Raw genomic sequence first — 11,651 nt, 5'->3', positions numbered from 1 at the left:
AACCGCTTCTGCCCGACCAGCAGCAAACTGCCGGAGGACTACGCCCGCACGATCCGCGAGGTGCCCGGGGTGCGGGACGTCATGCCGGTGCAGGTGTGGACGAACAACTGCCGGGCGAGCCTCGACATCGTCGTGTTTAACGGCGCCGAACCGGCCCAACTGCGGGAGAATCGTGGGCTGACGCTGCTCTCCGGCGACTGGGCGACGTTCGAGAGCCGGCGGGACGCGGCGCTGGTCGGCCGGTCGCTGGCGGCCCGGCGGGGGCTGGCGGTGGGGGACACCTTTTCGATCGGCGACCTCAGCGTGGAGGTGGCTGGGACGTTCGCCTCGCCGGTCGCTTCCGAAGAGAACGTGGCCTTCACCAGCCTGGAATTTCTCCAGTACACCCGCGGCCTCGACTCTGCCGGTCTGGTCACGATGCACGAGGTCGCCCTCGCGCCGGACGCCGACCCGGACGCCGTGGCCCGCGACATCGACGCCGCCCTCGCCGCCGGCCCCGTCGCCACGACGACCCGCCGCAAGGGCGCCTTCCAGGCAAGCACGCTGTCGGACTTGGTGGACCTGATCGGCTTCGCCCACTGGCTCGGCTTCGCCTGCGTGGGCCTGGTCCTGGCGCTGGTCGCCACGACGACCGTGATGGCCGTGCAGGACCGGGTGAAGGAGCACGCCGTGCTGCAGACCCTCGGCGTGCGGCCGAGCCGCGTGTTCGGGCTGGTCGTCTGCGAGAGCCTGCTGATCTGCCTGCTCGGCGGGCTCGTCGGGACGGCCGCGGCAACGGCGATCCTCGCCTTCGGCGGGCTGGCGGTGGGAGCCGAGGGGGTGGCGATCGCCTTCCGGCCGTCGCTCTCCCTCGTGGCGACCGCCGCGGCGGTCTCCGCCGTCGTGGGATTGCTCGCCGGGGTCGTGCCCGCTTGGCATGCGGCCCGGACGAACATCGTCGCTGCCCTGAATGCGGCGTGACGGGGCGAAACCGTCCTCATTTCGACAACGTTCGATTCCCTAACGCGACGGCCGCGGCGGGAGCGGGATGCCCGGAAACGTCTGTTATGTTGGCGTTCGCAGTCGAACGCTTCGCGCGCGACGCTCGGCACGCGGCGTGCGTGCTCATGAGGGGCTGACCTCTCCCCCAACCGTTTCAGGACCGCGACAATGCTCCGTTCGACGCTCACCCTCGCCGCGACCGGTGCTCTGCTCCTGGCCGGCACGTCGCAGGCCGACGCCGGCGACCGCCCCCAGGTCTCGCTGCAACTCTCGTTGAGCGACGGGCCGGACCTGCATTACCGCGACCGGGACCGGTTCGACGATCGCTTCGCCCCCTCCGGCCTCTACGGCCGCCGCGGCGGGTACGGCTCCTCCTTCGATCGTGGCCCGTACGGGTACGGATGCGGGGCCGGCGGCGGTTACGGATTCGGTCGCGGGTACGGGGCCGGCTACGGGTCCCGGTACGGGGTGTGGGACCGGCCGCCCTACGGGCGGTTCGGGCGACGGCCGTACGGCGACTGCGTCGGCCCGGCCGTCGTGCCGCACGGGGATCACTTCGACCTGCTCCCCGGCCGGTACCACGGCTACGGCGATCGCCGCCACGAGCACTGAACGAGCGCCGAAGCGCCGGCCTGTCGGCGTTCCGCTCGGCCCCGTTTCTCGACCCGACCCCGCCGCCCCGGCGGGGCCGGGTCGTTCTTTTCTGCGGGTGCGGGAGTTCGGACGGACGGGCGGACGGCGAATGTGGCCGGCGGGGTTAGACTCCCCCCGGACCGGCCCGCGGCGGCGCCGGACGTTTTCGAAAGGCGTGTGTGGATCTCTGGTTGTTACTGCGGGACATCGTCGTGCTCCTGGCCGGCTCGCTGCTGGTCGGCGGGCTGTTCGCACGGTTCGGGCAGAGCCCAATCGTCGGCTACCTCTTCGCCGGCATGCTCCTGGGCGGGCCGGGCAGCGTCGGGGCCGTCACCTCGCAGCACGAGATCGAAGCGGTCGCGGAGCTGGGCGTCGCCCTGCTGCTGTTCAGCCTGGGGTTGGAGTTCTCCGTCGCCCGGCTGCGGAAGCTCGGCCCGAAGCCGCTGCTCGGCGGGACGGTGCAGGTCGTCGTCACGATTCTCGTCGCCGCCGCGGCCGCGTACGCCTTCAGCCCGACCGCCGCCGCGGCGGTCGCCTTCGGGGCGATGGTCGCCCCCAGCAGCACGGCCGTGGTGCTGCGGATCCTGATGGAGCGCGGCCAGATCGACATGCCGCACGGGCGCAACTCGCTGGGCGTACTGCTCACCCAGGACATGGCCGTGGTGCCGCTGGCCCTGCTGATGACGGTGCTCGGCGCCGGCGGGAGCCCGGGAGAGATCGCCGGGGAGGTCGGCCGGCTGATCCTCGTCGCCGGCGGGTTGACCGTGGGCCTGTACCTGACGACGACGGTCGCCGTGTGGGCCCTCGGTCGGCTCACGCTGCGGCAGAACCGGGAGCTGACCGTGGCCTTCGCCGCCGTCGCCGGACTGGGGGCGGCGTGGGTCTCCCACGCCGCGGGCATCTCGCCGGCGTTAGGGGCCTTCGTGGCGGGGATGATGCTGGGCAGCTCCGACTTCGCCACGCAGATCCGGGCGGACATCTCGCCGCTGCAGGTAATTCTGCTCACCCTGTTCTTCGGCTCGGCGGGGATGGTCGCGGATCCGATCTGGATCCTGTCGAACTGGTATCTCGTCGCCGCGGTCGTCGCGGCGCTGACGGTCGGCAAACTGGCGATCGTCGGGGCGATCTTCCGGGCGTTCGGACAAACGCACCGCACCGCGGCGGCGACCGGTCTGGCGCTGGCCCAGGTGGGCGAGTTCGCCTTCGTGCTCGGCAGCGTCGGCCGGTCCGGCGGGGTGGTCTCGGCGGACCAGTATTCGCTGGTGGTCTCGGCGGCGATCGTCTCCTTCTTCGCCAGCGCCTTCCTCGTGCCGGCGGCGCCCCGATTCGGGAGCTTCGTCGCCCGGAAGTTCGGCGCCCCCGCCGCGGACGCGGAGCAGCCGACCGAGGGGGGGCACAAACCGGAGGTCGCGATCATCGGCTTCGGCCCGGCCGGGCGGATCGCCGCCCAGCCGCTGGTCGATCGCGGGGTGCGGACGACGGTCCTCGATCTGAACCGCCACGGCGTCTGGGACGCTCGGCGGCTGGGGTTCGCGGCGGAACTGGGCGACGCCACGCAGGCGGAGATCTTCGACCACGCCGGGCTGCGGCACTGCGAGGCGGTCGTCATCACGATCCCGCACCACACCGATGCGCTGATGATCATCCAGCGGGTGCGGACGCTGGCCCCGCAGGCCCACATCATCGTCCGCAGCCGCTATCAGGTGCACGAGGACGCCTTCGCCGCCGCCGGCGTCGACGCGACCGCCGGCGACGAAAAAGCCGTCGGTCAACGGCTCGCGGCCCACCTGCGGCTCTGGCTCCGCAATCGGGACGCCCGCCGCAAGGCGGCCGATCCCCCCGCGGAGTCGCCCGCCCCGGAGGACGACGCCGCCGGCTGACCCCGCCGCGGCGGGTCAGGGAACGGCCCGGCGCCGCCCGATGGGTTCGCCGAGCGGACCGGCCGGCCGGTAGGATGGGTGAACGCGACTCCGTTTCCCGAAAGCCGTCATGCCGCCGAGCCCGCCCGCCGCCGTCGCGTTGCTGGCGCTGTGGACCGCCGTGGCCGGGGTCGGATTCGCCGCGGACGGGGAGCGGCCGATCTCGTTCAACCGGGACGTGCGGCCGATCCTGTCCGATCGCTGTTTCCACTGTCATGGGCCGGACGCGTCGAATCAGGCGTCCGAGTTCCGCCTCGACACCCGCGAGCACGCCCTGGCGGATCTCGGCGGGTACGTCGGCGTCGCCCCGGGCGACCTCGCCGGCAGCGAACTGCACGCCCGCATTCATGCGGACGACTGGTCGAAGATGCCGCCGCCGGACTCCAACCGCACCCTCACCGACGCGGAGCGAGCCATCCTCGACCGCTGGATCGAAGCCGGGGCGCCCTTCGAGCCGCACTGGGCCTTCAAACCGCTGCCCGCCGACGTGCCCGTGCCGGAGGCGGGCGCCGGGTGGGCGACCGCCCCCCTGGACCGCTTCGTCGCCGCGGCCCACGCCGAGCAGGGTCTCGAACCGGCGCCCCCCGCCCCGCCGGACGCGTGGCTGCGACGGGTCACCTTCGATCTGACCGGTCTGCCGCCGACGTTGGCGGAACTGGACGCCTTCCTCGCCGCCCACGCCGAGGCGCCGGCCGCGGCCCGGGCCGCGGCGGTCGACCGGCTGCTGGACGGCGACGCCCACGCCGAGCGGCTGACGACCGAGTGGCTGGACGTGGCCCGCTACTCCGACTCCTACGGCTACCAGCGGGACGACGAGCGGTTCGTCTGGCCCTACCGCGACTGGGTCCTGCGGGCCTTCAAAGAGAACAAACCCTACGACGCGTTTCTGACGGAGCAGCTCGCCGGCGACCTGCTGCCGGACGCCACGCGGGATCAGCGGTTGGCGACGGCGTTCAACCGGCTGCACTCGCACAAGAAGGAGGGCGGCACTTCGCCGGAGGAGTTTCGGGTCGAAAACGTCGCCGACCGCACGCACACCGCCGCCGCGGCCTTCCTGGGACTCACGATGGAGTGCGCCCGCTGCCACGATCACAAGTACGACCCGATCACGCAGCGGGACTACTACGCCCTGTCGGCCTTCTTCGGCAATGTGGCGGAGCGGGGGCTGATCTCCTTCTTCACCGACGCCGTCCCCACCCCGGCGATGAACCTGCCCACGGACGAGCAGGCTGCGGAGATTCACGCCGCCCGGGCCGCCGTCGAGGACCTCGAACGGCGTCTGGAACAGGTCGAGAACGGGGCGGACGCCGACTTCGCCGCGTGGCTGGGGGAGAGGGGACCGGGGGAAGACGTCAGGCGTCAGCAGGAGGCGGTCGGGCTGGCGGCGAGCCTGTCGTTTGAGGAGTTGGGCGAGGCGACGGCGGAGCAGGCGAAGAGCGAAACCGGCGGCAGGCTCTCCCCGGCCGAGGTGCGGACGCTGGCGAATCCGGCCGGCGAACCGGCGGTCACGCCGAGCGCCAACCGGCAGGTCGCAGGGCACGTCGGCAAGGCGTTGAAACTGACCGGCGACGACGCCGTCGTCCTGCCGGGCGCCGGGCGGTTCGAGCGGCACCAACCGTTCTCCTTCGCCCTCTGGATCAAACCGACGGAGCTGACGGAACGGGCCGTGATCGTCCGCCGCTCCCGCGGCTGGGACGACGCCGGCTCGATCGGCTACGAGCTGACGAAGCGGGCCGACAAACTGGCCGTGCGGATCGCCCACTTCTGGCCCGGCGACGCGATCGGCCTTGAGTCGACCGAACCGCTGGCGGTCGATCGTTGGACGCACGTCGCCGTGACCTACGACGGCTCCAGCCGGGCCGCGGGCTTGCGGCTGTTCCTCGACGGGGAACCGGCGGCGACCCGCGTCACGGCGGACCGCCTCACCCGCACGATCTCCCGGTGGAACGGCGGCTACCCGGACCTCGCCCTCGGCTCCCGCTACCGCGACCGCGGGTTCAAGGACGGGACCGTGGACGAGTTCCGCCTGTACGAGCGGGAACTGGCGCCGCTCGAAGTGCGGGCGCTGTGCGACCCGGCGGCCGTCGAACCGCTGTTCGACACGCCGGCAGAGGAACTGACGGACCCGCAGCGGACAGCCCTGCGGGAGTACTTCCTCGCTGCGGTGCATGAACCGACGCGGGAGGCCCGGGCGGCCCTGTCCGCGGCCCGGGAGCGGTTGGGGGCGGCGGTGGACGCGACTCCGGCGATCACGGTGATGCGGGAGCGGGACGCACCGGCGACCGCGTTCCTGCTGAACCGCGGCGCCTACGACCAACGGGGCGAGCCCGTCGCGGCGGACACCCCCTCCGTCCTGCCCCCCTTCCCTGCCGACGCTCCGCGGAATCGCCTCGGGTTGGCCCGCTGGCTGACGCACCCGGACCACCCCCTGACGGCCCGGGTCGCGGTGAACCGGTACTGGCAGCTGATGTTCGGCCGCGGGTTGGTCGCCACGCCGGAGGACTTCGGCAATCAGGGCGAACTGCCCTCGCACCCGGAACTGCTGGACTGGCTGGCCCGGGACTTCGTGGAGCACGGCTGGGACGTGCGGCGGCTCCTGCGGACGATCGCCCTGTCGGCGACCTACGCCCAGGACAGCGTCGTTTCCCCCGCCAGCCGCGACCGCGACCCGGAGAACGTCTGGCTGACCCGGGCCGGCGGGGCGCGGCTGTCGGCGGAGATGATCCGCGACAACGCCCTCGCCGTCAGCGGCCTGCTGGAGCAGCGCTTCGGGGGCCCGCCGGCCAAGCCGTACGACGTGGCCCTGGCCTACACGCCGCTGACGCCCGACAAGGGCGCCGGGCTCTACCGCCGCAGCCTGTACACCTTCTGGAAACGGACCGCCCCGGCCCCGGTGATGTTGGCGATGAACTCCGGCCGGCGGGAGGTCTGCCGGCTGCGGCGGGACGTCGTCCAATCGCCGTTGCAGGCGCTCGTGTTGCTGAACGGCACGCAGTTCGTCGAGGCCTCCCGCACGTTCGCCGGCCGGTTGCTGCAAAAGCACGGGGAGGACGGCGACGCCGCCGCCGCCGAGGCGTTCCGCACCCTCACCAGCCGGGCGCCGAACGAGGCGGAAGCCCGGATTCTGCATGACCTCTTTGAGGATCAGCTGGCCCGCTACAAGGCGGACCCGGCCGCGGCGGAGGAACTGCTGGGCGTCGGCGCCGCCCCGCGGTCGGCGGATCTGCCGCCGGCCCGGCACGCGGCGCTGACGGCGCTGGTCAACGGCCTGCTCAACTTGGACGAAAGCGTGAGGCGACCGTGACGGGCGGCATTCCCCCCCATCCTCAGATCAGCCGCCGGGACGTGCTGAACCGGTTCGGCTTCGGCCTCGGCGGGATGGCCCTCGGCACGCTGCTCAACCCGCAGGCCGCGACGGCGGCGGAGACGGCCGGGCGGCACTTCGCCCCGCGGGCGAAGCGGGTGATCTTCCTGTTCCAGTCCGGGGCGCCGTCGCAGATCGACCTGTTCGATCCCAAGCCGACGCTCGCCGCCCGGCACGGGGAGGAGCTGCCGGCGTCGGTGCGGGCCGGGCAGCGGCTGACCGGGATGAGCGCCCACCAGGCGAGCCTGCCGATGGTCGGCTCCCCGTTCGCCTTCGCCCGCCACGGCGAGAGCGGTCTGTGGATGAGCGAACTGCTCCCCCACACCGCCAAGCTGGCCGACGAACTCTGCGTGCTGAAAGCCGTTCACACGGAGGCCATCAACCACGGCCCCGGCGTGACGATGATGCAGACCGGCAGTCAGTTGCCCGGCCGGCCCAGCGCCGGGGCGTGGCTGTGGTACGGCCTCGGCAGCGCCAACGAGGACCTGCCGGCGTTCGTCGTGCTGGTCTCGAAGGACCGCGGCGGGCAGCCGCTGGTCTCCCGGCTGTGGGGCAGCGGGTTCCTGCCGGGCAAATACGACGGCGTGCGGCTGCGGCCCTCCGAGGACGCGGTGCTTTATCTGAACAGCCCACCGGGCGTCGACCGCGCCGGCCGGCGGGCGGCGCTGGACCACGTACAGGACCTGAACCGCCTCCGGCTGGAACGCACCGCCGACCCCGTGCTGGAGACGCACATCGCCCAGTACGAGATGGCTTTCCGCATGCAGACGTCCATCCCCGAGGCCACGGACGTCTCGCAGGAGACCGCCGCCACCCTGGCCCTCTACGGCGACGACGTGCACGTCCCCGGCACCTACGCCGCCAACTGCCTGCGGGCCCGGCGACTGGCGGAGCGGGGGGTGCGGTTCATTCAGCTCTACCAACCCGGCTGGGACCACCACGGCGGCCTGCCGGGGCAGATTCGGAACTCCTGTCGCAAGACCGATCAGCCGACCGCCGGCCTGCTGACGGACCTCAAACAGCGGGGCCTGCTGGACGATACGCTGGTCGTCTGGGGCGGGGAGTTCGGCCGCACCTGCTATTCGCAGGGCAAGCTGACGCCCAACGGCTTCGGTCGGGACCACCACCCCCGCTGCTTCACGATGTGGCTGGCCGGCGGCGGCGTGAAGGCGGGGCACGTGCACGGCGCCACGGACGACTTCAGCTACAACGTGGCCGACGGCGGCGTGCACGTGCACGACCTGCACGCCACGTTGCTCCATTTGCTCGGCCTCGACCATGAGCGCCTCACCTACCGCTACCAGGGCCGCCGCTTCCGCCTGACCGACGTGCACGGGCATGTCGTGCAGGAAGTCCTCGCCTGAGCCGTCCCTCCCTCGATCGTTCGCCCATGTCCGTCGCCCGGCCGCGGCTCTCCGCTTTTCCGAAATGCTATCTGGAGGAGATCAGCAACGACGGCGGGAGGACCGTCTTCGACTGGATCGAGGAGGCGAAGCAGCTCGACGCCGACGGGTTGGAGATGTACGAGGGCTTTCTGCCCGGCTGGCCGGACGGGGTACCGGACGACGCTTCGCTGGATCGGGTGCGGGACGCGATCGCGGAGGCCGGGTTCCTCATGCCGATGCTCTGCTGCTCGCCGGACTTCACCCAGCCGGACCCCGACGACCGCCGACGGGCCGTCGAGCGGCAGCGCTGCATGATCCGGGCCACGCGCCGCCTCGCCGGGGCCGACTTCGAGGACGGCGGCCGGCCGGTCTGCCGGGTCCTCAGCGGGCAGCGGCGGCCGGAGGTGGGGCGGGAGCAGGGCCTCGACTGGGTGACGGAGTGCATTGAAGCCTGCCTGCCGACGGCCCGGGCGGAGGGCGTCACGCTGGGCCTCGAAAACCACTACAAGGACGGCTTCTGGCGGCACCCGGAGTTCGCCCAGAAGGCCGACGTGTTCCTCGACCTGCTGGACCGCGTGCCGGAGCGAGAGTACTTCGGCGTGCAATTCGACCCGTCCAACGCCCTCGTCGCCGGGGACGACCCGGTCGACCTGCTGGAACGGGTGGCGGAACGGGTCGTCAGCATGCACGCGAGCGACCGCTATCTGGTGCCGGGGGCCTCGCTGGAGGACCTGCGGCAGGCGGACGGCACGCTGGGGTACTCGCCGGACCTGAAGCACGGCGTGACGGGCCAGGGGCTGAACGATTACGACGCCCTGTTCACCCGGCTGGCGGCGGTCGGCTACGCCGGCTGGATCAGCATCGAAGACGGGATGAACGGCCTCGGCGAGATGGCCGAATCCCTCGCCTTCCTGCGGCGGATGGTGGCGAAACACTGGGGCGGTTAGCCTCGGCCGGCTCGCCCCGTTCCGCTCTCGACGCTCCGTCATGTCCGCCCCCCTCCGCACGGCCCTCGTCGGCTGCGGGAAGATCGGGCGGACGCACGCCCTCGCCCTGACCCGGCTGCCGGAGTCGCGGTTCGTCGGCTGCTGCGACGCCGACGCCGCCCGAGCCGCCGCCTTCGCTGCGGAGTTCGGGGGAACCGCCCACGACCGAATCGACGACCTGCTGCGGTCCGCGGACCCGGAGGTCCTGCTGATCGCCACACCGCACCCGCTGCACGCGGCCCCGGCCATCGCGGCGCTGAAGGCCGGGGTGCACGTGCTGGTCGAGAAGCCGCTCGCCGCTTCGCTGGCCGACTGCGACGCGATGCTCGCCGCCGCCGACCGCGGCGGGGCGACGCTCGGGGTGATCAGTCAGCGGCGGTACTACGAGCCGGTCGTGCGGATGCGGCAGGCGATCGACGCCGGCAAAATCGGCAAGCCGGTTCTCGGCCTGTTCCTGATGTACTCCTGGCGGGCCCCGGCCTACTACCGCAGCGACCCGTGGCGCGGGACGTGGACTGGCGAGGGCGGCGGGGTCTTGGTCAATCAGAGTCCGCACCAACTCGATCTGCTCCAGTGGTTCCTGGGGGAGCCGGAGGAGGTCGCCGGCTACTGGGGGAACCTGAACCACCCGTCCGTTGAGGTGGAGGACACCGCCGTCGCCGCCCTGCGGTTCCGCGGCGGCGGGCTGGGTTCGATCCTCACGAGCCTGTCGCAGGAGCCCGGCCTCTACACCAAGGTGCACGTCCACGGCAGCAACGGGGCGTCGGTGGGGGTGCAGACGGACACGGGGGCCTCCTTCGTCGCCGGCGTCAGCGGCATCGCCGATCCGCCGCTCAACGACATCTGGGCGATTCCCGGCGAGCAGGGCGATCTCGAACGATTCCGGCGGGACGACGCCGCCGCGTTCGCCGCCGTCGACGGCACGACGCACTACCACGAGTTGAACATCGCGGACTTTCTGCGGGCGGTGCGCGACGGCGCCCCTCCGCCGGTCACGGGGGCCGAGGGCCGCACCGTGGTGGCGATGTTCCAGGCGATCTACGAATCGAACCGCACCGGCCGCTCCGTGCGGCTCGGCTAGAATCCGCGCTCACCACCAACCCGAAGCGTCAGCGCGGGACCCCGGCGCCCCCTCTCCGTCAGTCGTAAGCCCTCGCTGACGCTTCGGGTTAGTGTGGTAAGCCCGCCGCCAATTCCTGTCCCCCCCGACGCCGCCGCCTCGTCATGCCCGCCCCGCCCGTGCTGATCGTCGTCGGCGACGCCTCGGAGACGATGGACACCCTCTACCCGTACCACCGGCTGATCGAGGCGGGGTACGAACCGGTCGTCGCCGCCCCGGAGCGGCGGACCTACCAGATGGTGATGCACGAGGTCCGCGAGGGCTGGACCATCACCAAGGAGTGGGAGGGCTACCGCATCGACGCCGACGTGACCTTCGCGGAGGTCGACCCGGACCGGTACCTCGGCGTGTTCTTCTCCGGCGGGCGGGCCCCGGAGTACATCCGCGACGACCCGGATCTGATCCGGCTCACCCGGGCCTTCTTCGCCGCGAACAAGCCGATCCTGTCGGTCTGCCACGGCGTGGAGATCCCCGCTCGGGCCGGGTGCGTGGAGGGGCGGCGGATGGCCACCGTGGCGAAATGCCGCTTCGATCTGGAGGTCTGCGGCGGCGTGTTCGTGGACGAGCCAAGCGTGGTCGACGGCAACCTGTGCAGCGGACGGACCTACCACGACAGCGGCCGTTACGTGCGGCCGTGGATCGAACTGCTGGACGCCGCCCGGGACGCGGCCTGAGGACCGGTCCGTTTGCCCGGCCCTTCCCTCCGGGTCGCGCGGTTTGGTAGACCGTCGGGCGTTGGACGGCTCCCCTCGGGGGCGCGTCCGGCCGACCGGCCGCGGTTCTTCGCCGGTCGCCCTCCCCCGCACGGATGCGCAAATGATTGCGTTTCTCGAAGTCCCCGCCCTGCCCTCCGGGCCGGCGCTGCTGGAGATTCTCGTGGACGATCAGCCCGCCGGCCGCACGCCGGAGGACGAACGCTGCCACGCCGAGTGGACCGCCGGCCGGGTGCAGGACGCCCTGACCCGCCGCGGCGGCGCCCACGTGTTGCAGGAGGTCCGCGGGGCGGCCGCGTTCGACGCCGCGAGTCAGCAGCGGTTCGCCCGGTTCGCCGCCCGCTACGGACAGCAGATCGGCCGGCTGGCGCTGGTCGGGGAGCCGATCACGCTGCGGCGGCGGGCGGCGATTCTCGAACCGCTGATCGGCGGGGAGGTCCGCTGCTTCGACGCCGCCCAGCGGGCCGCCGCCCGCCGCTGGCTCACCGCCGGCTGAGATTTTCTGCCCGGACGGCGGCGGGCGGCGGGGCTATGGTCTCGCCCCGCCCCC

General features: G+C 72.3%; 9 protein-coding genes. All 9 read left to right on the top strand.

Features of this window, described 5'->3' with window-relative positions; translation table 11 throughout:
- The coding region (locus tag ACG2DA_RS18615; protein ID WP_395257602.1) for an ABC transporter permease at positions 1-960 on the top strand (960 nt) is incomplete at its 5' end.
- Positions 961-1,149: 189 nt separating this feature from the next.
- On the top strand, positions 1,150-1,593 hold the full coding sequence (locus tag ACG2DA_RS18610) for a hypothetical protein (protein ID WP_395257600.1): 444 nt from the start codon (positions 1,150-1,152) through the stop codon (positions 1,591-1,593).
- Positions 1,594-1,793: 200 nt separating this feature from the next.
- Complete coding sequence (locus tag ACG2DA_RS18605) at positions 1,794-3,494, top strand: cation:proton antiporter (RefSeq protein ID WP_395257598.1); 1,701 nt, start codon at positions 1,794-1,796, stop codon at positions 3,492-3,494.
- A 109-nt stretch (positions 3,495-3,603) separates the two neighbouring features.
- A complete protein-coding gene (locus ACG2DA_RS18600) occupies positions 3,604-6,837 on the top strand; it encodes a DUF1553 domain-containing protein (protein ID WP_395257596.1) in 3,234 nt (1,077 codons plus the stop codon).
- 74 nt (positions 6,838-6,911) lie between these two features.
- Positions 6,912-8,261, top strand: coding sequence for a DUF1501 domain-containing protein (locus tag ACG2DA_RS18595; protein WP_395257604.1), 1,350 nt, complete (start codon positions 6,912-6,914; stop codon positions 8,259-8,261).
- Between the two features lie 26 nt (positions 8,262-8,287).
- Complete coding sequence (locus tag ACG2DA_RS18590) at positions 8,288-9,229, top strand: sugar phosphate isomerase/epimerase family protein (RefSeq protein WP_395257594.1); 942 nt, start codon at positions 8,288-8,290, stop codon at positions 9,227-9,229.
- A gap of 40 nt (positions 9,230-9,269) precedes the next feature.
- Entirely contained in the window at positions 9,270-10,349 is a 1,080-nt protein-coding gene (locus ACG2DA_RS18585) for a Gfo/Idh/MocA family protein (protein ID WP_395257592.1), read from the top strand.
- 143 nt (positions 10,350-10,492) lie between these two features.
- A complete protein-coding gene (locus ACG2DA_RS18580; RefSeq protein WP_395257590.1) occupies positions 10,493-11,062 on the top strand; it encodes a DJ-1/PfpI family protein in 570 nt (189 codons plus the stop codon).
- 142 nt (positions 11,063-11,204) lie between these two features.
- Positions 11,205-11,597, top strand: a complete 393-nt coding sequence (locus ACG2DA_RS18575) for an STAS/SEC14 domain-containing protein (protein ID WP_395257588.1) — start codon at positions 11,205-11,207, stop codon at positions 11,595-11,597.
- Positions 11,598-11,651: the final 54 nt, after the last annotated feature.

This window comes from Alienimonas sp. DA493 (assembly GCF_043951915.1).
GTDB lineage: Bacteria > Planctomycetota > Planctomycetia > Planctomycetales > Planctomycetaceae > Alienimonas.
The sequence above is the reverse complement of the archived record's forward strand: the minus strand, read 5'-3'. Positions and strand labels throughout refer to the sequence as shown.